Genomic DNA, 23512 nt, shown 5'->3' with positions numbered 1-23512 from the left:
GGGCGCCGAGGAAGGAACCGGAACAGATTTTTCGCGTTTGCCCAATGATGTGGCATTCGACGCCCCCGTCACATCGCCAGTTTATCCGTAACCGCCTGAACAGGCACTTTTGCTAGGGACGTTCTTCATGCACAGCATCATCTATCTGGTCGGCCTTGTGGTCGTGGTTCTCGCCATCCTGTCGTTTCTTGGCCTGCGCTGAGGAGGGGTCGCGATGGAACGCACGGAAACCATGACCGCCGCCTCGGCGCCGCGCCGCGAAATCTCCGGCGCCTATATCGACTGGGTCGCCGTCTTCGGCGGCGCGGTGGTGGCGGCCGCGATCGGCGGATTGTTCACCGCTTTCGGCGCCGCCCTCGGCCTCTCGACCATCTCGGCCGAGCCGGGCGAGGGTTCGTTCAACCTCTGGCTCATCGTGACGGCGCTGTGGCTCGTGATCTCGCTGGTGGCGAGCTATCTGGCCGGGGGCTATATCGCGGGGCGGATGCGGCGGCGCGTCGATGACGCCTCGGCCGACGAGGTGGCCGCGCGCGACGGGATCAACGGGCTTGTGGTCTGGGGCCTCGGCATGCTGTTGACCACCTGGATGGCGGCGGGCGCCATCGGCGGCGCTGCCTCGGCCGTCGGCACGGCGGTCACGGCGGCCGGATCGGCGGTGGGCGGCGTGGCCCAAGGGACAGGCGCGGCCGTCGGCGGCGCGGTTCAGGGCGTGGCCCAGGCCGTGGGCGCCGCCGTGCCGGACGACGCGGACGAAGGGCTGATGGATTACATCAACAGCACCCTGATGCGGCCCGCGGTCGACGGTGTGCGCCAGGGCGTGCAACAGCCCGATGGCACGACAGCGCCCGGTGCACCGTCGATGGACGATGCCGAGCTCGCGCGCCAGAGCGGCGTGGTTCTGGGGAACGTCCTGCGCACCGGCGAAATCTCGGACGAGGATCGCGCCTTCCTGATCGCCGCGGTCGCACGCCGCACCGGGCAGACCGAAGCCCAGGTCGAGGCCCGGGTGGACCAGGCTGTCGCCGTCGTCCAGGAGGCCCGCGAGGAGGCTGAGGCAGCTGTCGCCGAAGCGCAGGCCGAAGCCGAACGTCTGGCGCAAGAGGCCGAGGAGGCCGCCATCGCCGCCGCCGAGACAGCCCGCAAGAGCGCGATCCTGACCGCCTTCCTGCTGACCGCCGCCGCCCTGGTGGCCGGTGCCGCCGCCGTCTCCGGCGCCGTGCGCGGCGGGCGCCATCGCGACGAGGGCCGCATCTGGGGCGGTTTCAGCTACCGCTTCTGATCCTTCCGCCTAGGGGCGCGCGCGAAGGCGCGCCCCGAACACAAGGCAAACCGAACACAAGGCAAACCGAAGGCCAGGCAAACCGAAGGCCAGGCGATCCGCCGCCATAGGCTTCGGCCAAAGGCCCGGCGCCATATTCCCCACCCTTGAAAGGCAGGACAAATGGCACGCAAATCCTATGAGACCGCCACCGGCAATGCGGGCGAAACGCAACAACGCGGTGGCGAAGTCCTCACCACCGGCCACGGCATCCCGGTTTCGGACAACCAGAACAGCTTGCGCGCGGGCGCGCGCGGCCCGACGCTGCTGGAAGATTTCCTGCTGCGCGAGAAGATCTTTCATTTCGACCACGAACGGATCCCCGAGCGGATCGTCCACGCCCGCGGCTCGGCGGCGCATGGGGTCTTCACCTGCACCGACCCGATACCGGAGCTGACGCGCGCGGGCCTGCTGGCCGAGAAGGGCAAGGAGACGCCGGTCTTCGTGCGCTTCTCCACCGTGGCGGGCGGCGCGGGCTCGGTCGACACCCCGCGCGACGTGCGGGGGTTTGCGGTGAAATTCTACACCGATCAGGGCAACTGGGATCTGGTCGGCAACAACATCCCGGTCTTCTTCATCCAGGACGCGATCAAGTTCCCCGACCTGATCCATTCGGTGAAGATGGAGGCCGACCGCGGCTATCCGCAGGCGGGCTCGGCCCATGACACGTTCTGGGATTTCGTCTCGCTGATGCCCGAAAGCCTGCATACCGTGATCTGGGCGATGTCCGACCGCGCCATCCCGCGCAGCCTGCGGATGATGGAAGGCTTCGGCGTCCACACCTTCAAATTCGTCAATGCCGAGGGGGCGGCGAGCTTCGTCAAGTTCCACTGGCGCCCCGTCCTCGGCACCCAGTCGCTGATCTGGGACGAAAGCGCCAAGCTTCAGGGGGCCGACAACGACTATCACCGCCGCGACCTTTATGAGGCCATTGACGCGGGCGATTATCCCGAATGGGATTTCGCGGTGCAGGTCTTCGACCAGAAGCTCGCCGACAGCCTGCCCTATGATGTTCTGGACCCCACCAAGTTCATCCCCGAGGAGATCGTGCCCCTGCGGGTGGTCGGACGCATGGTTCTTAACCGCAACCCCGACAACCATTTCGCCGAGAACGAGCAGGCGGCCTTCCTGCCCTCGAATATCGTGCCGGGGATCGACTTCACCGACGATCCGCTGTTGCAGGGGCGGCTGTTCTCTTACCTCGACACGCAGAAATCGCGGCTGGGGACGACGAATTTCCACCAGATCCCGGTGAATGCGCCCAAATGCCCCTATGCCAACATGATGCGCGACGGGCTGATGCAGATCCATGTGCCCAAGGGCCGGGCGAATTACGAGCCGAACACCCTCGATCAGGCGGGCGAGGATCCCGGGCCGCGCGCCAGCGCCGAGGGGTTCGCGACCGCCCCGCAGGAAGTCGCGGGCGAGAAGCTGCGCATCCGCTCCGAGACCTTCGGCGACCATTACAGCCAGCCGCGCATGTATTGGCGCTCGATGACTTCAAGCGAACAGGCGCATATCGCCTCCTCCTTCGTGTTCGAGCTGTCGAAAGTGGGGCTCGACCATGTGCGCAGCCGCGTGTTGTCGCATCTGCGGGTGATCGACACTGATCTTGGCCGCCGGGTGGCCGAGGGGCTGGGGCTGGACCTGCCCGAGCCCGCGAAGCCGTTCAGGGAGCCGGTGGATCTGGAGCCATCCGACGCGCTGTCGATCCAGAAGAACTGGAAGGAGACGCTCAAGGGCCGCAAGATCGGCCTCTTGATCGCCGAAGGGTCGGACAAGGCGGGGATCGACACGCTGATTGATGCCGTCGAGGCGGAAGGCGGCAGCGTCTTCACCATCGCGCCGAAGGTCGGACCGCTGAAGCTGAAGGGCGGCACGATCACCCCGGACGGCCAGCTTGCGGGCTCGCCTTCGGTGCTGTTCGATGCCATCGCCATGATCCTGATGCCCGACCAGGCCGATAAGCTGGCGAAAGACAGCGCCGCCATCGGCTTCGTCATGGATGCCTTCGCGCATCTCAAGGCCATCGGCCATTGCAAGGGCTCGGCGGTGATCCTTGAACGCGCCGGGATCGGGGATGGCGAGGGCGTCGGCCCCTGGGAAGACCTGGCCGAGATGGCGAAACGCCGCTACTGGGCGCGCGAGGCTGGGCTGCGCGACCTCGCATGACACAACGGGCGGAGGAGATCGTCTATCCCACCGAGGCCGGGCTCTACTGCGCCCCGGGGGGGGGGCCACATCGACCCCCTCCGCACCACCGCCCGCGCGCTGGTCACCGATGGCCATTCCGACCATGCCCGCCCCGGCCATGGCGCGGTGATGGCCACCCGCCAGACGCTCGACATCATGGCGATCCGCTACGGCGAGGATTTCACCGTCAGCCGCCAGATCGCCGATGGCCCGGTGCGGATCTCGATCGCGCTGGTGACGCCGACAATCGTCAAATCGCGGCGGCGCTGACGGATCAGTTCGCGCACGAAGGCCATGGGGCGCTGGTAGATCGCAAAGCCCCCGAGAGCGATGCGCATCCCATCGCCGCCCCCTTACGCGGCCTGCGCCAAGGGGCGCAGCTTGACGCTCCGTTCCATCTTTCCTCCCACGGTGCAGCGGACACTCTTCCTGTCCGCTGGGACCGATCCCACATGAGATCAATCCCACAAATGCAGCCGCGAAACAACCGAAAAACCCGGTATTGTATTTATATGTTACTTATCAATTTGATGATATGGGACAGCCAAGGATCTTACGACCGGGGCCGCGCCGGGCCGGTGGTGTTTCCGGCGATCATCTCAATCGGAAGAATCATCTTCGCGACGGCCGCCTCGGGCGCCTTGATGCGACGCAGCAGCAGACGCGCCGCCTCGACGCCGATCTGCCTGCGCGGCAGGCCGATCGTCGTAAGCTGCGGCCTGTCGGGATAGAGGCTTTCCCACATCGGCTCGCGGAAGGCGCCATCGTAGCCGGTCACCGAAAGATCCTCCGGCACCCTCAGACCGCGAGAGCGCGCCTCGGCGATCACCCCCATCGCGGCCATGTCGTTCGAGGCCACGATCGCCGTGATCCGCCCGGAGCGGGTCAGCAATTCCGCCGCCCCCTCACGCTCGGCGCCGTAGTCATATTCGCGCAAAAGCTGCAGATCCGGGTCGCTGACGATGCCGAACCGGGGCGCGGCCTCTTGGAATGCGCCCAGGCGCTCGCGCGCGGTGGAAGAGTTCTCGGGCCCGCCGATATAGCCGACATGGCGGTGTCCCGCCACGCTCAGATGCGCGAGAAGGGCCTCTATCCCCGCGACATTGTCCGGCCCGACATAGTCGAAGGCATCGGGATCGGGCCTGCGGTTGACGAAGACGGATGGCGGCCCGCCGGCCAGAAGCGCGGTCACCGCCTCGGGCAGGGATTGCGACACCAGGATCAGCCCGTCGGCCTGGCGTTCCAGCATCTTCTGCACGAAGGCCATCTGCTTCACGCTGTCCCCTTCGGTATTGCACAGAAGCAGGGTCATGCCCTCGGGCGCCAGCACCTCATCGGCGCCCTTGACGATCCTCGGGAAGATCGGGTTGGAAATATCGGCGATCAGGATGCCGACCGTATCCGAGCGATTGGTTCGCAAGGTGCGCGCGATGGCGGACCTGCGGTAACCCAGTTCGCGCGCCGCCTGTTCGACGATCTTCTTGGTCTCGCTGTCGACATAGCCATTGCCGGACATGGCCCTCGCTGCGGTTGATCTGGATATGCCGGCACGGGCTGCGACATCGGAAATATTCGGGGCGCGTTTCATCTGCCGAGATGGCTTTCATGCACTTGGACGGCGCGCATTCATGTCCGAATGCGGCAACTGCAGATATGGTATCGGTCTCATGCGGGCAAAACAACAAGGTCGAGGCAGATGCCCCCCGGCCGCAAGGCGAGCTCATGACCGAAGCTTCGCCCCGGGCGGCGGGCCGGCGCCCAGAGCGGCCTTGACCGCCACCCCGGATATTTGAGGCGCGGGCCCGGGATCGAAGCCGTGGGGCACCGCTGTGGGGCACCGCCCTGGTTGAGGCCGCATGTCGCGATGCGGGCCCGCCTCGGGCCCTCCATCCGCATGTTCCGATGGAAAAGCCCCGCCCGCGACCGACGCGATGCGGCGGTTGCCGCTTGCGAATTCCCGACGGGTCGGGAAAGCTGGATTGCCAGTCTTCCCGCCAGCACGGACCGGAACGCCCGCGATCTCATAAGGGCGTCGCAACAGCGCATCTCTCCTGCCTGTTTGCGACTGTGGAGGCATGCCATGAACCTGATCGAACCCCATCGCTTCACGCCCTTCGAGGCGGGCCGCACCACTTTGGTGACCTTGCCGGGCGTCCCCCGGAAGACCCATGTCGACGTTCTGCGCATCTCGGAGGGGCTGGTCCTGGCGCATAGCCACTTCTCGCCGTCGATCCGTCACGACGACGACATCCGCCGCCCCGAGGAGCAGCTCATCCTGGCATTCAACCTGTCGGGCCGCATGCTGCTGGTGGACCCGCGGGGCGCCGCGCATGAGATCACCGGAGGCCAGGGCTGGATCATCAGGTCGGGCGGCAAAAGGCTGCAACGGATCGTGGAGAAGGGAGAGGGCTGCTCCAATCTCGTCATCGCGCTGGCGCTGTCGCGCCTGGCCCCCGCCCTGGGCGCGCTGCTCGACTTCGCCCTGCCTGGAAGCGCATGTTTCCGGCGCCTGCGGCTGCCGGTGCCGGGCAAGACGACGCTCGCGACCCTGCTCGACACCCGCACCGATCCGGCTGCCATGATGCGCAAGGAGGGGCAATGCCTCGCCCTGCTCGGCCATGCGCTGGAAGAGCTCGCCGACCACCCCGACCGCAGTGAAACCGCCGGGGGCACCGAACTTCTGGTCGACCGCATGACGGCCTTCCTGTCCGAAAGGCTCGCCGAAACGATCACCATGGCCGAGATCGAGCGCGAGGCCGGTCTGAGCCACGTCACCCTGAACCAGATTTTCCGCGCGGCCACCGGCATGACGGTTTTCGAGCGGCTGCGCGCATTGCGGCTTGAAGCCGCCGAGCGCCTGATCCGCCAGACCGATCGCAGCTTCACGAAGATCGCCGGGGATTGCGGATTTTCGGATGCGAGCCATCTCTCGAACGCCTTTCGCAAACGCTACGGCGCGACCGCGCGTGACTGGCGCCGGGGCGCGTATCGAAATCCCTGAGCGCCCTTCGTCAAATTCAAGAAATTTTTCATCAGTTACAAGATTCGCCACGGGCCTCGTGGCACCGAACCTCCTCAAAAGGAGGCCGCCGATGCCATCAACCGCTTTGCCCAGACCATCCCCGAGACTTACCGCGATTCTCAGCCTGACCACCGCGCTTGCGGCCGGGCTGATGCCCGGGGCGACCATGGCCCAGCAGGAAGACACGATACATCTTGGCGAAATCACCCTGTTCGCCAATCATTGGGAGGAACTCGCCCGCAAGGCCGCAGCCACAGCGACGGTGCTGGGCGAAGACGACCTCGCACCGCCGATCTCGCCCGATCTCGACGCCATGGCGGCGCGCTCGGCCAATACCGTCTTTCAACGCGCCAATGCGCAGGAAAGGCTGGTGGTGCGCGGCATGTCGGCCTTCGACAATGCGCTTTCCGATCCGGTCGGCTATCTGGTCAACGGCGTGGCGCTGCCGATGGGCACGATCCAATTGCCGCATTTCTTCGGCGCCGGGAACGTGACGCTGCTGAAAGGACCGCAAGGCACCATCTTCGGGCGCAATTCCGAGGCGGGGCTCTTGTCCTTCGACACCATCGCCCCCGGCAGCCGCGAGGGCGGCGAGATCAGTCTCGGCCTTTCCGGTTCGGATGCCGGGGCGTCGCCGCTTGGCGGCAATGGTTCGGTGATCTGGTCCGGGCGCGCGGATGGCGGCCCGGCACTGGCCTTCGGGCTGGACTATGCCCGCGATCCCGGCGTGATCTCGAACCCGGCCACCGGGGCAAAGGATGGCGGCAAGAACCGCCGCGTGACGGGTTTTGCCAGCGCGGAATGGGATCTGCAGCACGGCGGCTATCTGCGCCTGAGCACGCTGGCCGAGGGTCAGGAGTTCAACAAGGAACAGTTCCGCTATATCTCGGGCCCGCTGGCGACGGGGCGCTATGAAAGCGTCTATTCCGACCCGTCGTGGGAACGCCGCCGGATGTCCGTCACCGCGCTGGAATATGGCGCCAGTTTCGACGGGTTCGACCTGACCGCGATCACCGGCCTCACCTCGTTCGACCGCGATTTCGTGCTGGATTTCGACGGCTCGCCCCTGGCCCTCGGCGTGACGGAGATGGATGTCAGCGACCGCGCGATCTCGCAAGAGATCCGGCTGACCTCGGCCGGCGAAGGGCCGCTGAAATGGGTGCTGGGCCTTCATGCGTTCAAGCAAAGCACCGATGCCGATTTCAACCTCGGCGCCATGTCCACTGATCGCCATACCGAGATCGACCAGACCGGCGCGGCGCTTTACGGCTTTGCGGAATATGCCGTCGGCGAACGCTTCCGCATCGGTGCGGGGCTGCGGATCGACCATATCTCCTCGGACGCCTGGCAGAGCTTCACCTCGCCCATGGCCAGCCTGCGCTATGAGGGCAGCGATTCCTCGACCACGCTGCTGCCCAAGCTGACGCTGGCTTATGACCTGTCGGACGCCACCACGATCCATGCCAGCTATGCGCGCGGCTATATGCCCGCAGGTTACAATTACGGCTTTGCCAACAGCGCCGACAGCCTGACCTATGCCGCCGAATACAGTTGGAACGCGGAACTCGGGCTGAAGCACGAATTCGCCAATGGCGCGGCACTGAACCTTGCCGCCTTCCACACCACGGTAAAGGACAAGCAGATCACCGAAACCATCCCCGGCGCGGCACAATACATCTCGAACGCGGGCGAGGCGGAAAGCTACGGGATCGAGGCGGAATTGGCCGCGCCTTTGGCCTCAGGCTGGGAGATCGCGGCCAATGCGGGCTGGCAACGGGCGCGGGCGACATCTTTCCGCACGACCTCCATGGATCTGACCACCGGATCGCTGGTGCCGGTCGACTGGTCCGGCAACGCCCTGCCGATGGCGCCGGAGACGACCTGGGGCCTTGCGCTTTCGCATCGCGGCGAGGTCTGGCGCGGCCGGGTCAGCCTGAACGGCGCGGGCAGTTCCTGGTTCGACCCGGGCAACAGCGTAAGGCAGAAGGGCTTCACAACCGTCGATGCCGAAATCTCGCGCGGGCTGGGGCATGGCGAATTGACGCTCTGGGCGAAGAACCTCTTCGACGAGGAGTATTACAGCACCGCCGCCGCCACGATCCGCGGCGTGGTGGTCGAGGATGGCAGCCCGCGCACCATCGGTGTGAACTGGAAGATGACATGGTAAGCGCCGACCGCCCGTCCGGCGTGACCCTTCTGCTGCAAACGCTGGAAGGGCCGATCCGCCATGCGGTTCTGGACTGGGCCCTTGAAAGCGGGGTGTTCGACTTGTGCCGGACCCCCGCCCCCCCGGACCTGCTGGGCCAAGGCATGGGCCTGCCGGTCGGGTCGCTGACCCTCGCGCTGCGGGCGCTGAGTGCCGCAGGCTTCATGGAATGCCTTGACGGCGGTTTCCGCACCGCGCCCGACATCCTGCCCTTCGTGGCCGCAGACGGCCCCCGCAACATGGTCGAGACTTTGCGCATGATGGCCCGGACGCGCCATGGCGGTCTCGACGCCTTCGGGGCCATGGTCGCGGGTGCGGCCCTGCCCCCCGGATCGCAGCTTTTCGACGCGGCGCATTGGGACGCGCATCACCGCTCGCTTGTCAGCTTCCACCGCGCGATTGCCGCCGAGGCCATGGCGCCCTGCATGACCGGCCTGCCCGAATGGGGCCGGACCCGGACGCTGCTGGAGATCGGGCCCGGCTCGGCCGTGCTGGCCGAAAGGCTTCTGGCGCAGCGCCCGGATCTGCGCGTCACGCTGTTCGACCTGCCGCAGGTCGCGGAACGGATCCGCCAGGATGCCCCGGATCCCGCCATCACCATCCTCTCCGGCGATTACAACCGGATCCTGCCGGAGGGGCATTTCGACCTGATCTGGTGCTCGATGACGCTTTATTTCCACGACGCAGGCCTGCCTACGCTGATCGCCCGGCTGGCGGATCTGCTGGTGCCGGGCGGCGTTCTGGTCAGCTTTCACGAGGCGCTGAATGGCGACCGGACCAGACCGCCCGAACATGTGCTCGGCCGCCTCATGCCCGCGCTCCGGCAAGGCGATGTCTCGTTCGGCGACGGCGAGATCGCTGCGGCCATGGCGGCGGCGGGCCTGACCGGGGCCACGGCAGAAACCCTCGCCACCCCTTTCGGCCGTTTCCGGCTGGATGCCGCGCGCAGAAAGGCATGACATGCGTCTCCTCTCCTTCCTTCTGGCCCTGCTTCCACTGCCCGCTTGGGCCGAAGACATCCTCCTCTCCGGCCCGCCGATCTGGGAAAGCGCGCCCCTGATCGCGCTGGCCGAGACGCAGCCCGTCGAGGGGGTCACGTTCATCTTCCGCCCCTGGGCCAGCCCCGAGGAACTACGCAAGATGCTGATGGCCAAGGTGCCGCTGATCGCGGTCGCGCCCTCGCCCACGGCGGCCGTGTTCGATGCGGGCAGGATCGGGGCGGGCAGGATCGGGGCGGACGGGATCGGGGCGGGCAGGATCGGGGCGGACGGGATCGGGGCGGACGGGATCGGGCTGCGGGTTGTTTCGGCCACGGTGACCGAGGGCAGCCTCTCGATCGTCGGGCGGGGTGGGCCGGTCGCCGATCTGGCCGAGTTGCGCGGCGCCAGCCTCGCCTTGCCCTTTAAGGGCCATCTGCCCGATCTGATGATGCGCCGCATCGCGCCCCCAGGCGCGGAAAGCTGGCAGCCCTATTATACCGGCAGCCTCAATGCCGGGGTGCAGCTTCTGCTGGCCGGTCAGGTCGACAACGCCTTGCTGACGGAACCGCTGGCGACGCTCGCCCTCGCCCAGGATCCGGGCCTTTCGCGCCGCGCCGGGCTTTGCGGGCTGTGGCGCGAGGCGACGGCGCTGGCCAGTTGCCCGCCCGCCGGGGTCGTCTTGGTGAATCCCGCCTTCGGGAACCGGCGCGAAGTGCTTTCCGCCTATCGCGCGGCCTTCGCCACGCTCGCCGCCGATCCGGGTGCGGCCGCCCCGCTGCTGGCGCGGCATTTCCCGGAAATGGAGCGCGCGCGCGAGGGCTTTGCCCGGATCAACGCGCTGGACCTCGCCATGCCGGAAAACGCCGCGCTGCTGGCCGATTTCTACGCCGCGATCATGGAGGTGGAGCCCGACGCCATCGGCGGCAGGCTTCCGGGCCCGGATTTCTACGGGCCATGATGCGGCGTCTGGCCTTTCTCGCCGGGCTTGGCGCACTGCTCCTGCTCTGGTCGCTGGCCGCGCGCGACAGCCTGCCCGCGATCCTGCCCGGCCCCATGGCGGTCGCCACGGCGCTTGGCCAGCTTGTGGCGGATTCCGGCTTCTGGTCCGGCACGCTGATGCCGAGCCTTTACCGGGCCGTCGCCGGGCTGGCGCTGGCCTTCACCCTGGGCGCGCCCCTGGGGCTGATCGGCTGGCACTGGCCGGTGATCTCGGCGCTGCTCGCGCCCTTGCGGCTGATCCTGATGGGGATGCCCGCGCCGATCCTCGCGATCCTGTGCATCCTTTGGCTCGACGGCGGCACGGCGACCGTCACCCTCACCGTCGCCGCGCTGCTGGTTCCGGTCTTCCAGATCGCCATGGCCGAAGGGATGGGCGCCGTCGATCCGCAAATGGACGAAATGGCGCGGCTGTTCCGTGTGCCGCTGCGCCGCCGCCTGCGCCGGATCGCGGGGCCCGCGCTCTGGACGGCGCTCGGCCCGGCGCTGCGGATCGCGGTGGCCAATGCTCTGCGGGTCACGCTGCTGACCGAACTTCTATCTGGGGCCGAGGGCCTTGGCGCCGCCGTCCAACGCGCGCAAAGCTGGCTGCAGACCGACCGGCTTTTCGCATTGGTCATCGTGATCCTCGTCCTGATCGGGCTCGTCGAGGCCGCACTTGGCGCCCTGACGCGCGAAAGGCGGAAACCATGATCCTTTTCGCCGCCGAACGGGCCTGCATGCATTATCCCGGCCGCCCCGCCCCCGCCTTTCGGGACATGACCCTGACCATCCGCAAGGGCGAGAGCCTGCGCCTGACCGGCCCGAGCGGGACGGGAAAGACCAGCCTGATGCGGCTGATCGCCGGGTTGGAGCGCCCGAGTGCCGGGCGCATCGCCACCCTGCCCCGGCGCCCCGGCATGGCCTTCGCGGAGCCGCGCCTGCTGGCCAGGCTTTCGGTGATCGAGAACCTGCTGTTCGTCGCCCCCTTCGCGCGCAGCGAGGCGCAGGAGATGCTGGCCGTGCTTGAAATGGCAGATCTGCAGGACAGCCGGGCGGGCAGCCTGTCGAAAGGCCAGGCGCAACGCGCGGCCCTGATCCGCGCGCTGCTGGTCCGCCCGGACATCCTGCTGCTCGACGAGGCGCTTGGCGGCCTTGACCCGCCGACATGGCACCGGGCCCGGGATCTGGTCCGGGCACACCGGGACCGGGACGGCTTCGCCCTTGTCGAAATCAGCCACGATCCGACCCGTCTGATCGCGCCGGAAGCGCAGGAGGTCTCTCTCGCCTGAAACCAGCGGGACCGGGGCAGGCGGGGTGCGGCCCTGAGCGAGGCCGACGACGCCACGGGTTCAGGAGAATGACTGAGCCCGCGCCATGCCGCGAAGCCCCGGCTTTTCCAGAATACCCCCCGGGGCGCCGCCCGGCGGCGGGCAAAGGCCCGCTCTCAGATCGAGATGGTGTCGAAGGTCTGACGGAAATAGGTGAACAACGCCATGGCCTGCGGGGAAAGATCCACGCCGCGCCGCCAGGCAAGGCCCACGTCCATCGACGGGATGGGCTGCTCGGTCTCGGCGCTCACGATGCGCTTTCCCTCCAGCGACCAGGGGCGATAGACCATGTCGGACAGGATCGTGATCCCCTGGCCATTCGCCACCATCGAGCGCACCGCCTCGATCGACGAGGTGCGCAGCCTGACCCTTGGCTGGACCGGGCCGAAGGACCAGTATTTCATCGTGGTATTGGCGGCCTCGTCGACGGTCAGCATGACATAGTCCTCGTCCGCGATCTCGGCCAGGTCGACGCGGCGGTGCAGCGCGAAGCGATGGCCCTGCGGCAGCCAAAGCCGACGGCGCGAGCGCAGAAGCGTCTCGGTGTCGATCGACGGATCGCTGATGTTCGAGGTCAGCACGACGGCGATATCGAAGCGGTTGGCAAGCAGCCCCTCCTCGACGCTTTCGCGGTTCATCTCGTGGATCTGGATGTCCAGGTTCGGATGCAGCCGGGCGATCCGTGCCAGATGGGCGGGCAGGAAATAGCCGATCACCGTATAGGTCGTGGCGACCAGGATCCGCCCGATCGTGCCGCTGCCCCTTTCGCGGATGTTGGCCACCTCGTCCATCTTGGTCAGGATCTCATAGGCGAGCGCCAGAAGCTCGCGCCCCGGCTGGGTCATCTCCATCCCATGGGCGGTGCGGACGAAAAGCTCGACCCCCAGTTCCACCTCAAGCTCGCGAATCGCGGTCGTCACGGCGGATTGCGAGATCGACAACTCGCTCGCCGCGCGGCTGACCTGGCCGGTCTCGGCGGTGGCGACAAAATATTTCAACTGCCTGAAGTTCATGCAGACCTTCTGATTTTCCGATAATGCACCTTGGAACTTCCGGTGATTCCGGTTCGCGACCTGCCGAAACTTCCCCCAAATGCAGGAATAACGGCAGGTTAAGCTGTGCCTCGGGGAGGATATTTATCTGATTTTCAGAATTTTGTCGATGTCGTATTTGAATTTTACATGACGCCCGCCCTGCGCAACGCTGATCCCACATCGCAGGAGCCGGACGACAGAATGCCAAGGGTGATCGATCTCAACTGTGACCTCGGAGAGGGTTTCGGCCATTGGTCGATCGCCGAGGCGCCCGAGGAAAGCCTGATGGAGATCATCTCTTCGGCCAATGTCGCCACCGGCTTCCATGCCGGAGATCCGATGCAGATGAACCGCATCGCGCGGATGTGCCGCGAGCATTCGGTGGGGCTTGGCGCGCATCCCGGCTACCGCGACCTGATCGGCTTCGGCCGCCGCCGCATCGACGCCTCGCCCGAGGAACTGGTGAACGACATCCTGTATCAGGTCGGCGCGCTTCGGGAATTCGGGCGCCTCCATGGCGTGCCGCTTCAGCACATCAAGCCTCATGGCGCGCTTTACATGGAGGCCGCGCGGAACGAGAATCTGTCGCTGCACCTGGTCGAGACCCTGCGCCGCACCTCGCCCGAGGTGGCGATCTTCTGCATGGACGTCTCTGAGACCTGTGCCGTGGCGCGCCGTCTGGATCAGCCCGTGGTGCGCGAATTCTACGCCGACCGCGACTATGACGACAGCGGATCCATCGTCTTCACCCGGCGCGCCGCCCCGCCCTCGCCCGAGAAGCTGGCCGAGAAATGCCTGCGCGCCTGCCTTGAGGGCCGCGTCGAAACCGTCACCGGCAGGGATGTCGCGGTCGGCTTCGACTCGATCTGCTTCCACTCCGACACCCCCGGCGCGCTGGCCATCGGCTGCGCCATCCGCAAGCGACTTTTGGATAACGGCGTCACCATCGCCCCGGCGGCCATGGTGATCGCGAAAAACGGACCCGACAGGAGAGAGCCATGACCGATATCCTTTCGCCCCTTCCCGGCACGTTCTATCACAAGCCCGCCCCCGATGCCGCGCCCTTCAAATCGGCGGGCGATGCGGTGGCGGTCGGCGACACCATCGGCCTGATCGAGGTGATGAAGACCTTCATCGAGGTCCAGGCCGAAGAGGCGGGCACCTTCGCCGCCTATACCGCCGGGGATGCCGCCCCCGTCACGGCGGGCGAAACGCTTGCGACGCTGGCCTGACGCCATGGCGATCCGCAAACTTTTCATCGCCAACCGCGGAGAGATCGCCGTGCGCATCATCCGCGCGGCGCAATCCCTGGGGATCGGCACCGTCCAGGCCCATTCCGAGGCGGATGCCGACATGCTCGCCGTCCGGCTGGCGGATGAGGCGGTCTGCGTCGGCCCCGCCCAGGCGGCGAAATCCTATCTGAACATCGGGGCCGTGGTCGCGGCCGCCAAAGCCTCGGGCGCCGATGCGGTGCATCCCGGCTATGGCTTTCTGGCCGAGAACGCCGATTTCGCCCGCGCCGTCGAGGCGGCGGGAATGGTCTTCGTCGGCCCCACCGCCGCCACCATCGAGCGGATGGGCGACAAGGTGGCGGCCAAGATCGCGGCCAAAGCCGCGGGCGTGCCCACGGTTCCCGGATCCGACGGGCGGATCGACGCCGCCGAGGCCGTCGCGATCGCCGGGGCCATCGGCTATCCGGTGATGATCAAGGCCGCCGCCGGGGGTGGCGGGCGCGGCATCCGCATCGCCGAGACGCCCGAAGATCTGGCCCGCCTCGCGCCCCAGGCCCGGGCCGAGGCCGAGGCCGCCTTCGGCGACGGCGGGCTTTATCTTGAACGGGTAATCCGCAATCCCCGCCATATCGAGGTGCAGATCCTGGGCGACGGCACCGGCGCCGCCGTGCATTGCTATGAACGCGAATGCTCGCTTCAGCGCCGCCGCCAGAAGGTCTGGGAAGAGGCCCCCGCCTTCGGCCTGCCCGAGGCCACGCGCAAGGCGCTGTGCGACAGCGCCGTGGCGCTGGCCAAGGCGGTGGATTATCGCGGTGCGGGAACGATCGAATATCTCTACGACGCCACCGCCGACGCGTTCTATTTCATCGAGATGAACACCCGCATCCAGGTCGAGCATCCGGTGACCGAGATGATCACCGGCCTCGACCTCGTGGCGCTGATGCTGCGCATCGCAGGCGGCGAGGCGCTGCCGCTGACGCAGGAGCAGATCGCCTGCGCCGGGCATTCCATCGAGGTGCGGCTGAACGCCGAAGACCCGTTCATGCAGTTCCTGCCCTTCCCCGGCAAGGTCGCCGGGCTGAAGATCCCCGAGGGCGTGCGCTTCGACCATTTCCTTTACGAGGGCTACCAGATCCCGCCCTTCTACGATTCGCTTCTGGGCAAGCTGATCGTCCATGCCCCCTCGCGCGGCGAAGCCATCGCCCTGATGGCCGAGGCCCTGCGCGGGATCGAGATCGCGGGGCTGAAGACCACGATCCCGCTGCACCTCGCGCTGGCCGCCGATGCGGGCGTCGCGGCGGGCGAATTCCACACCCAATGGCTGGAGCCCTGGCTTGCGGCCGACAACCTCAAACCCCGCGCAGCATAGGAGAACACCCGTGAAAACAAGGTATTCCTTCGGCGGCGACGAACATGTCTATGTCGAGATCGACGAGGAAATGTCGCTTGACGCCTTTTTCGTCGCTTTGTCGCTGCGCAATGCGGTGGCAGAGGCGAAGATCCCCGGCGTGACCGAGATCTGCCCCTCGAACGCCTCTTTCGAGGTGCGCTTCGACCCCGACGTGATCGCGCCCGACGAGATCATGGCCCGGATCAAGGATCTGGAACAGCAGGCCGAGGCGGGCGAAAAGCGCATCGACACCCGCATCATCGAGATCCCGGTCTATTTCCAGGACCCCTGGACGCATGAGACGCTGATGCGGTTCCGTGAACGGCATCAGGATCCTTCCGGCTCGGACCTCGACTATGCCGCGCGGATCAACGGCTATGACAGCGTGGCGGCCTTTATCGAGGCCTATCACTCGAATCCCTGGTTCGTCTCGATGGTGGGTTTCGTCGCCGGGCTGCCCTTCCTCTATCAGCTCGTGGAACGCGAGCGGCAGATCGAAGTGCCGAAGTACCTGCGACCGCGCACCGATACGCCGAAGCACACGGTCGGCCATGGCGGCGCCTTCGGCTGCATCTATTCGGTGCGGGGCGCGGGCGGCTATCAGATGTTCGGGATCACCCCGGTCACCATCTACGACCCGACGCAGACCGTATCCTACCTCAGGGACTTCATGGTCTTCTTCAATCCCGGCGACATCGTGAAATGGAAGCCCATCGACCGCGAGGAATTCGAGCGGATCGAAGCGGACGTCAAGGCGGGCACCTGGGCGCCGCGCATCGCGCCCGTGACCTTCGACCTGACCGAGTTCAACGCCGATGTCACCGGCAGCAACGCCAAACTGATGGAGGCGCTCAATGGCGTTTGAAGTCATCAAACCCGGCCTTTCGACCACGATCCAGGACCTTGGCCGCCCGGGATACTTCCATCTCGGCATTCCCGAAGGGGGCGCGATGGACCGCGCCGCCTTCCGCATCGCCAATATGCTGGTCGGCAATGACGAAGGCGCGGCGGGGCTGGAGACGACCTTCCTCGCCCCCGAACTGAAGTTCGACGCCGACACGCTGGTCGCGGTGACCGGGGCGGAAATGCCGGTCAAGGTCGATGGCGCGCCGCGCGAGGTCTGGAGCTCTTTCCTGGTGAAGGCGGGCCAGACCCTCAGCTTCGGCTTCCTGAAATCCGGCGCGCGGGCCTATATCGCCTTCGCGGGGGGGATCGACACGGCCCCGGCGCTCGGCAGCCGCTCGACCTATCCGATCGGCGCGCTCGGCGGGTTCGAGGGGCGCGCGGTCAAGGCGGGCGATGTGGTGCCGGTGGGCAAAGCCAGTTCCGCCCCGGTCGAGCGGACACTCGACAGATCCCTGCTGGCCCGCCTGCCCGATCCGGTCGAGCTGCGGGTTCTGACCGGGCTTTACTGGCACCGCCTGACCCAGGCCTGCCAGGCGCGGTTCTTCGCCGACGAATGGACCGTCGCGCCCGAGGCCGACCGGATGGGATATCGTTTCCGCGGCGGCCATCCGATGGAATTCGTGCCGCGCGAACAGCCTTTCGGCGCGGGTTCGGATCCGTCGAACATCGTCGACGGCTGCTATTCCTACGGCTCGATCCAGGTCCCCGGCGGGCAGGAGCCCATCGTGCTGCACCGCGACGCGGTATCCGGCGGGGGGTATTTCACCCTGGGCGCGGTGATCTCGGCCGATATGGACCTGATCGGACAACTGCAACCGAACACCAAAGTGCGCTTCGTCGAAGTCACCATGGACGAAGCCCTCAAGGCGCGCGCCGAACGCAAGGATCGGCTGGCCCGCATCCGAAAAAGCCTGAGCTGATCCCAACAAAAAGCGGATGAACCGCAGATCCGTCCCTTACCAACAGAGAGGTCTCTGAACGATGAAACACGCCCGTCTCACGCTTGCCCTGCTGGGCAGCACGCTGATCGCCGCGCCCGCCCTGGCCGACGACTGGTTCCCCTATCCCGCGCAGGAGATCACCCCGGCCTTCGCCGCCGACGGCACGCCCTCGGACGTGACCTACGAGGCGCTGCCCGGGGCCGAAAAGGCCTGGAACATCTGCGTCTCGTTCCCGCATCTGAAGGACGCCTACTGGCTTGGCGTCGACTACGGCGTCACCGAAGAGGCAAAGCGCCTTGGCGTGAAGCTGAACGTGCTCGATGCCGGGGGCTATACCGAACTGCCCAGCCAGATCAGTCAGATCGAGGATTGCGTCGCGGGCGGCGCCGAGGCGGTGGTGATCGGCGCCATCTCCTATGACGGTCTGAACTCGCTGGTGCGCGACCTTGCCGCGAAGAACATTCCGGTGATCGACGTCATCAACGGCATGTCCTCGCCCGATCTCGCCGCGAAATCGCTGGTCTCGTTCTGGACCATGGGGAACGAGACCGGCAAATATCTGGCCGCGAAACACCCCGCGGGCAGCGAAGAGGTCACCGTCGGCTGGTTCCCGGGCCCGGCGGGCGCGGGCTGGGTCGAGGCCGCGAACACCGGCTTCATGGAGGCGGTCCAGGGTTCCGCCGTCAAGGTGCTGGAGCCGCGCTACGGCGACACCGGCAAGGAGGCCCAGTTGAAGCTGGTCGAGGACGTGCTGGCCGCGAACCCGGACGTGAGCTACATCGCCGGAACCGCCGTGACCGCCGAGGCCTCGACCGGCCTGCTGCGCGAACGCGGGCTGACCGACAGCGTCGGCGTCCTGGCCTTCTACCTGACCCCGGGCGTCTATACCGGCATCGAGCGCGGCTTCATCGAGGCGGCCCCGGCCGATTCCATGGTGATCCAGGGCCGCATCGCGGTGGATCAGGCCGTGCGCATCCTGGAAGGGAAGCCCTATGTGAAACATGTGGGCCCCAGGATCTTCGTGATCACGCAAGAGAACCTTGGCGAAACCTCGCGCGATGCGGTGCTGCCGCCGGAAAGCTTCCAGCCCGTCTTCTCGGTGAACTGAGCCTTCTCAAGATGCGCCCTGCCCCCATGGGCGGGGCGCAGTCCCGAATGCCGGAGCATCCGCCGTGACGACACCCCATCCCCTTATCGTGACCCGGGGGCTGACCAAGGCCTATCCGGGCGTGCTTGCGCTGAATGCCGTCGATTTCGACCTGCATGCCGGCGAGGTCCATGTGCTGTTCGGAGAGAACGGCGCGGGAAAATCGACCATGATCTCGTTGCTGGCGGGCGCCAACAGCCCCACCTCCGGCGAGATCATCATGAATGGCGAGGGCGTGACGCTGTCCTCGGTCGCGGAGGCCCAGGCCCGCGGCATCTATACCGTCTTCCAGGAATTCTCGCTGATCCCGACCATGACGGTGGCGCAGAACATGTTCCTGGGGCGCGAGCCCGGCCCCGGGCCGTTCCTGTCGCCGGGCGAGATGCGCCGCCGCGCGCGCGCCGTTCTGTCCGAACTGGGTTTCGCCATCGCGCCCGACGCGGTGGTCGCGCTGCTGTCGCGCGCGCAGCAGCAGATGGTCGAGATCGCCAAGGCCGTGCAGGGCGGCGGGCTGTCGGTGCTCATCCTCGACGAGCCCACCGCCTCGCTGACCGACCGCGAGGTCGACCAGCTTTTCGCCGTCATCGGGCGGCTGAAATCCGCGGGCGTGGGGATCATCTACATCTCGCACCGGGTCCATGAATTCGCCCGCATCGCCGAACGGGTCACCGTCCTGCGCGACGGGTCGAAGATCGCGACCTCGGACATGGCCGGAATGACCGAGGAGAAGCTGGTCGACATGATGGCGGGCCGCGAGATCCGCGACATCTACCCCGAGGTCCCCCACAACCCCGGCGAGGTTCTGCTGGAGGCCGAGGGGATCGAGGCCTGGGGCGTGCGCGGCGCCTCGGTCAGCGTGCGGCGGGGCGAGATCCTTGGCGTGGCGGGGCTGGTCGGCTCGGGAAAGTCGCGGCTTTTCCGCACGATCATGGGGCTCGCGCCGCTTCGCGCGGGCCGCGTGCGGTTCAAGGGGCGGGACATGACCGGCGCCTCGACCCGGGCCATGGTCAAGGCCGGCGCCTGGTATCTTTCGCCCGACCGCAAGCACGAGGGCCTGATCCTTGCCGAGCGGCCTTTCGAGAACCTGCGGATGGACCTGATGCTGGAGGGCGGGCCGCTTTTGAACCTGCGCCGCCTGCGCGCCCGCGCGGCCGAGATCTTCGGCCATGTGGAACTGCCCGAAACCTATCGCGGCCGCCCGGTCGCGAAACTGTCGGGCGGCAACCAGCAGAAGGTGCTTTTCGGCAAGGCCTTCGGCCATGACGCCGATCTCTACATCTTCGACGAGCCCTCGGTCGGCGTCGACATGGGAACGCGCGCCGCCCTTTACCGGCTGATCGCCGAGCTTGCCGCGAAGGGCAAGGCGGTGATCCTGATTTCTTCCGACCTGCCCGAGGTGATGAACCTCGCCCATCGCGGCATCGTGCTGGCCAATGGCCGGATCACCGCAGAGCTTTCGCGCGACGAACTGACCGAAGACGTGATCTTGCACAATTTCTTCGACCGCTCGGACGCCGTATCCCCCCATAACGAACCCCAAGGAGCCCTCGCATGACTGAGGCAAAATCCTCACGCGGCCTCGTGTCGCTGCCGCTGCGCCTGTTCGTGAAGATGGGTGTCCTGCCCTTCTTCCTGCTGATCGCGGTGCTGGTCTTCGCCATCCTGTCGCCGAATTTCCTGTCCTTGCAGAACCTGATGAACGTGGCGCGGCAATCGGTCTATCTGGTGCTGGTCTCGCTGGGCCAGATGCTGGTGCTGATCTCGGGGGGGTTCGACCTCTCGGTCGGCACGGTGATCGCGCTGGCCTCGGTGATCTCGGCCATGGCCATGGTCAAGGCGGCGGGGATCTTTCCCGACGCGGTCTGGCTGGTGATCCTTCTGGGCGCGCTGGCGGGCTTCGGCGTGGCGCTGGTCCTGGGCACGATCAACGGCATCGGCGTCGCGGTCTTCGAGGTCTCGCCCTTCATCATGACGCTTGGCGTCTCTTCCATCGGCACCGGCCTTGCGCTTTTCCTGACCGGCGGCGTGCCGGTCTCGGGCCTGCCCTTCGCCTTTGCCGACACCTTCGGCTTCGGCCGCATCCTGGGCACGCCGGTTCCGGTCGTGATCGCGCTGGTCGCCATCCTCGGCATGTGGATTTTCATGGCGCGCACCCGTGCCGGGGCGCGGGTCTATGCGGTCGGCGGCAATATCAAGGCCGCGCATCTGTCGGCGATCAACACCCGTCAGGTCCTGGTGCAGGTCTATGCGATCTGCGCGCTGCTTGCGGCGCTGACCGGGCTGCTGCTGACCGCCCGCGTCGAAAGCGGCGAGGCCAATCTGGGCGGCACGATCGCGATGGAATCCATCGCCGCCTGCGTCATCGCCGGCGTCTCGCTGCGCGGCGGGATCGGCCGGGTGGAGAATGTGGTGCTGGGGGCCTTCTTCATCATCCTGATGCAGAACGGCATGAACCTGGCCCAGATCAGCTCTTACATGCAGATGGTGCTGATCGGGTTGCTTCTGGTGCTGGCGGTGATCTTCGACCAGCTTCGCTATCGCCTGATCGTCAAGGGCTGAGCCCGCGGCCCGGGCCCAGGCCGGGAATCGCGGGCGGCCCACCCGCCCGCGACCAGAAGATTTTCTCTTCCAGGACAACATGATGACACCCGAAATCAACTGCGACATGGGCGAAGGCTTCGCCATCTATCAGGTCTGCGACGATGCCGAGATGATGCGGCATATCCGCATCGCCAACGTGGCCTGCGGCTTTCATGCAGGCGATCCTTCGGTGATGAACCGCACCGTGCGGCTTGCCAAGGAAAACGGCGTGCGCGTGGGCGCCCATCCCTCATTCCCCGATGCGCAGGGCTGGGGGCGGCGCGAGATGAGGATCGAACGCGAGGAATTGCGCGATCTGCTGATCTATCAGGTCGCGGCATTGAAGGGCTTTCTCGACCTGCACGGCATCGGTTTGAACCACATCAAGCCGCATGGCGCGCTTTACGGCGCCGCGACCCGCGACGAGGACACCGCCCATGCCATCGCCGATGTGGCCGAGATCTACGGTGTCCCGGTTTTCGGCATGGCCAACACCCTGCACGAAACGATCTACCGCGCGCGCGGCGTGGGCTTCGTGGCCGAACTTTACGCCGACCTGCCCTATCGCGACGACGGCAGCCTGATCATCATGCGCCAGCCGCCGAAGGTCACCATCGAGGGCGTCGTCGCCCGATGCAGGCGCGCGCTGGAGGAAGGCGTCGTCGCCTCGATCGACGGCAACGACTTTCCGATGCGCTTCGACGTGATCTGCGTCCATTCCGACACGCCCGGCGCGGTCGAGGTGGCGAAAGCGCTGCAAGCCGCCCTGGCCCGGGAAAGGACGTGACATGGACGAGACCCGCGCCATCGCCCGCCTGATCGAGCGTTATTTCGCCGCGCTGCATTCCGGCGACACGGCCGAGATCGCCGCGATCTTCCTGCCCGAATGCGATCTGATCTGGGCAAGGGGCAAGGGCGAATACAGCCATACCGCCTTGCCGGACTATCTCGGCATCGTCGCGGGCCGCCCCGCACCCGCCTCGGCCGGGTTTCCCCGCTTCGGCGAGATCCTCTCGATCGACCTGAACGGCCCCGACCTGGCGCGGGTCTTGGTCGACAGCGCGGTCCAGCCGCGCTTTTACCGCGACTATCTCACCCTGGTCCGGGTTGCGGATGGCTGGCGGATCGCCTCGAAGATCTACCGGCTTCTCAGGGACGAAAGCGCGGGCTGAACGGGTCGCCCCCCCCCCCGCCGCCCCTCGCGGCGGGGATTTTCGTCTTGCAAGGTCAGATCCGCTCGCGCTGCGCCGCCTGCCGGGTCTCGCGCGGGGAACAGCCATATTGGCTGCGGTAGTGGCGGCCGAACTGCGCCTGATCGGGGAAGCCCCAGCGATAGGCGATGCAGGCGATGCTGTCGCGTCCCGCCGGGTTGCGCAGCTCTTCGTGGCAGCGCGCCAGGCGGCAGGCACGGATATGGCCGCTGACCGTCTTTTCCGCCCCCGAGAACAGGCGCTGAAGATAGCGCAGCGACAGGCCGCAGGCCTCGGCCACCTGCTGCGGCGACAGATCGAAGGACTTCAGATTCGCGCGGATGAACTCCTCGGCGCGATGCAGATGCGCGGCCTGCGCAAGGCTGCCCTCGCTGTCCAGAACCCTGTCGTCGCGCCGCAGGGCGAGACAGAGCATCTCCAGAAGATGCTGCCCCACGCTTTCCCGCCCGGCCGGATCCAGATCGTCGAGGTGGCGGGTGGCGTTTTGCAGGCTTGAGAGGAAATAGGACGCCACGCCCTGCCGGGCATCGACGCTGAGCGCGACGAAACGCTGAAGGTTGCCGATCCGCGCCGTCAGGCTTTCGGTCGGCACCTTGACCACCCATTGCACGTCGCCCGCCATCTGGGCGAATTCATAGGGCGCGTCGCTGCGTTCCACGACGAAACCGCCGGGGCCGCATTTCGCCTCGCGCGAGAATTGGCGGAACCTGATTTCCGAGCGCGACGGAACCGAGATCAGGAGCGAGCTTTCCCGCTCCTCGCGCAGGTGCCGGGGCGCGCGGCGGTAAAGCACGCTGTCGCAGCGGATGCGGGTGACATCGACCGGGCCGAAGGGCCAGATGTCCAGATCGCCGCGAAATGCGCGCCTGTCCTCGCCCTCGGTGTCCAGCGCGAAATAGGCGGCCGAAACGGCGCGCTGCCACGCATCGGTTCCCTGTGCCGTCCAACGTCGCGTCGCGCGCGGGATCATGGGTGAAGCCTCCTCAGGCCGGGGCGGTTCCGAAAGGCGGGGCGCCTGTGCTTGAGCGTCGAAAATCGCGTATTTC

22 protein-coding genes are annotated in these 23512 nt (G+C 66.8%); 18 read left to right on the top strand and 4 right to left on the bottom strand.

Features of this window, described 5'->3' with window-relative positions; all coding sequences use genetic code 11:
* The first annotated feature begins 214 nt into the window (after positions 1 to 214).
* Positions 215 to 1279 carry a hypothetical protein gene (locus ABNX41_RS04985; RefSeq protein ID WP_438668619.1) on the top strand — a complete coding sequence of 355 codons (1065 nt, stop codon included), beginning with the start codon at positions 215 to 217 and terminating at the stop codon, positions 1277 to 1279.
* A gap of 162 nt (positions 1280 to 1441) precedes the next feature.
* On the top strand, positions 1442 to 3490 hold the full coding sequence (locus ABNX41_RS04980) for a catalase (protein ID WP_438668618.1): 2049 nt from the start codon (positions 1442 to 1444) through the stop codon (positions 3488 to 3490).
* Positions 3491 to 3678: 188 nt separating this feature from the next.
* Here the strand turns inward: ABNX41_RS04980 and ABNX41_RS04975 are convergent, their stop codons facing one another.
* Together ABNX41_RS04975 and ABNX41_RS04970 are read right to left on the bottom strand one after the other, a co-directional pair.
* Positions 3679 to 3807, bottom strand: a complete 129-nt coding sequence (locus ABNX41_RS04975; protein WP_438668683.1) for a hypothetical protein — start codon at positions 3805 to 3807, stop codon at positions 3679 to 3681.
* Between the two features lie 257 nt (positions 3808 to 4064).
* Positions 4065 to 5099 (bottom strand): LacI family DNA-binding transcriptional regulator, encoded by a 1035-nt coding sequence (locus ABNX41_RS04970; protein WP_438668617.1) that lies wholly within the window; start codon positions 5097 to 5099, stop codon positions 4065 to 4067.
* A 492-nt stretch (positions 5100 to 5591) separates the two neighbouring features.
* Between ABNX41_RS04970 and ABNX41_RS04965 the strand changes: the two genes are divergently transcribed.
* The 6 genes from ABNX41_RS04965 to ABNX41_RS04940 all read left to right on the top strand — a co-directional run bounded on the left by ABNX41_RS04965 (position 5592) and on the right by ABNX41_RS04940 (position 11986).
* Positions 5592 to 6512, top strand: a complete 921-nt coding sequence (locus tag ABNX41_RS04965) for a helix-turn-helix domain-containing protein (RefSeq protein WP_438668616.1) — start codon at positions 5592 to 5594, stop codon at positions 6510 to 6512.
* A gap of 91 nt (positions 6513 to 6603) precedes the next feature.
* Positions 6604 to 8700, top strand: coding sequence for a TonB-dependent receptor (locus ABNX41_RS04960; protein ID WP_438668615.1), 2097 nt, complete (start codon positions 6604 to 6606; stop codon positions 8698 to 8700).
* Positions 8694 to 9698 carry a class I SAM-dependent methyltransferase gene (locus tag ABNX41_RS04955; protein WP_438668614.1) on the top strand — a complete coding sequence of 335 codons (1005 nt, stop codon included), beginning with the start codon at positions 8694 to 8696 and terminating at the stop codon, positions 9696 to 9698. The genes ABNX41_RS04960 and ABNX41_RS04955 overlap by 7 nt, the downstream gene beginning before the upstream one ends.
* 1 nt (position 9699) lies before the next feature.
* A complete protein-coding gene (locus tag ABNX41_RS04950) occupies positions 9700 to 10677 on the top strand; it encodes a substrate-binding domain-containing protein (protein ID WP_438668613.1) in 978 nt (325 codons plus the stop codon).
* Positions 10674 to 11408 carry an ABC transporter permease gene (locus ABNX41_RS04945; RefSeq protein ID WP_438668612.1) on the top strand — a complete coding sequence of 245 codons (735 nt, stop codon included), beginning with the start codon at positions 10674 to 10676 and terminating at the stop codon, positions 11406 to 11408. The genes ABNX41_RS04950 and ABNX41_RS04945 overlap by 4 nt, the downstream gene beginning before the upstream one ends.
* Positions 11405 to 11986, top strand: coding sequence for an ATP-binding cassette domain-containing protein (locus ABNX41_RS04940; RefSeq protein ID WP_438668611.1), 582 nt, complete (start codon positions 11405 to 11407; stop codon positions 11984 to 11986). The genes ABNX41_RS04945 and ABNX41_RS04940 overlap by 4 nt, the downstream gene beginning before the upstream one ends.
* A 155-nt stretch (positions 11987 to 12141) precedes the next feature.
* Here ABNX41_RS04940 and ABNX41_RS04935 read toward each other — a convergent pair whose 3' ends face one another.
* Positions 12142 to 13023: a LysR family transcriptional regulator gene (locus ABNX41_RS04935; RefSeq protein WP_438668610.1), complete on the bottom strand. Its 882-nt coding sequence runs from the start codon at positions 13021 to 13023 to the stop codon at positions 12142 to 12144.
* Positions 13024 to 13260: 237 nt separating this feature from the next.
* Here ABNX41_RS04935 and pxpA (ABNX41_RS04930) point away from each other — a divergent pair, with 237 nt between their 5' ends.
* The 10 genes from pxpA (ABNX41_RS04930) (at position 13261) to ABNX41_RS04885 (ending at position 22427) form a co-directional block, all read left to right on the top strand.
* Positions 13261 to 14061: a 5-oxoprolinase subunit PxpA gene (gene pxpA / locus ABNX41_RS04930; RefSeq protein WP_438668609.1), complete on the top strand. Its 801-nt coding sequence runs from the start codon at positions 13261 to 13263 to the stop codon at positions 14059 to 14061.
* Complete coding sequence (locus ABNX41_RS04925) at positions 14058 to 14291, top strand: acetyl-CoA carboxylase (RefSeq protein ID WP_438668608.1); 234 nt, start codon at positions 14058 to 14060, stop codon at positions 14289 to 14291. The genes pxpA (ABNX41_RS04930) and ABNX41_RS04925 overlap by 4 nt, the downstream gene beginning before the upstream one ends.
* Positions 14292 to 14295: 4 nt before the next feature.
* Positions 14296 to 15660 (top strand): acetyl-CoA carboxylase biotin carboxylase subunit, encoded by a 1365-nt coding sequence (locus tag ABNX41_RS04920; RefSeq protein WP_438668607.1) that lies wholly within the window; start codon positions 14296 to 14298, stop codon positions 15658 to 15660.
* A 10-nt stretch (positions 15661 to 15670) separates the two neighbouring features.
* Positions 15671 to 16546 (top strand): 5-oxoprolinase subunit B family protein, encoded by an 876-nt coding sequence (locus ABNX41_RS04915; RefSeq protein ID WP_438668606.1) that lies wholly within the window; start codon positions 15671 to 15673, stop codon positions 16544 to 16546.
* A complete protein-coding gene (locus ABNX41_RS04910) occupies positions 16536 to 17507 on the top strand; it encodes a 5-oxoprolinase subunit C family protein (protein ID WP_438668605.1) in 972 nt (323 codons plus the stop codon). Before ABNX41_RS04915 ends, ABNX41_RS04910 begins: the two co-directional genes overlap by 11 nt.
* A gap of 61 nt (positions 17508 to 17568) precedes the next feature.
* Positions 17569 to 18636, top strand: a complete 1068-nt coding sequence (torT, locus tag ABNX41_RS04905; RefSeq protein ID WP_438668604.1) for a TMAO reductase system periplasmic protein TorT — start codon at positions 17569 to 17571, stop codon at positions 18634 to 18636.
* A gap of 64 nt (positions 18637 to 18700) precedes the next feature.
* Positions 18701 to 20230, top strand: coding sequence for a sugar ABC transporter ATP-binding protein (locus ABNX41_RS04900; protein ID WP_438668603.1), 1530 nt, complete (start codon positions 18701 to 18703; stop codon positions 20228 to 20230).
* Complete coding sequence (locus ABNX41_RS04895) at positions 20227 to 21234, top strand: ABC transporter permease (RefSeq protein WP_438668602.1); 1008 nt, start codon at positions 20227 to 20229, stop codon at positions 21232 to 21234. Before ABNX41_RS04900 ends, ABNX41_RS04895 begins: the two co-directional genes overlap by 4 nt.
* 79 nt (positions 21235 to 21313) lie before the next feature.
* Positions 21314 to 22042 carry a 5-oxoprolinase subunit PxpA gene (gene pxpA / locus ABNX41_RS04890; RefSeq protein ID WP_438668601.1) on the top strand — a complete coding sequence of 243 codons (729 nt, stop codon included), beginning with the start codon at positions 21314 to 21316 and terminating at the stop codon, positions 22040 to 22042.
* A gap of 1 nt (position 22043) precedes the next feature.
* Positions 22044 to 22427: a nuclear transport factor 2 family protein gene (locus tag ABNX41_RS04885; RefSeq protein ID WP_438668600.1), complete on the top strand. Its 384-nt coding sequence runs from the start codon at positions 22044 to 22046 to the stop codon at positions 22425 to 22427.
* Positions 22428 to 22482: 55 nt separating this feature from the next.
* Here ABNX41_RS04885 and ABNX41_RS04880 read toward each other — a convergent pair whose 3' ends face one another.
* The gene (locus ABNX41_RS04880; RefSeq protein ID WP_438668599.1) at positions 22483 to 23436 is read right to left on the bottom strand and encodes an AraC-like ligand-binding domain-containing protein; all 954 of its coding nucleotides are present in this window, start codon (positions 23434 to 23436) and stop codon (positions 22483 to 22485) included.
* Positions 23437 to 23512 lie beyond the last annotated feature (76 nt).

The organism is Pseudogemmobacter sonorensis (genome assembly GCF_042762395.1).
GTDB lineage: Bacteria > Pseudomonadota > Alphaproteobacteria > Rhodobacterales > Rhodobacteraceae > Pseudogemmobacter > Pseudogemmobacter sonorensis.
This window is presented reverse-complemented; position numbering and strand designations above follow the sequence as displayed.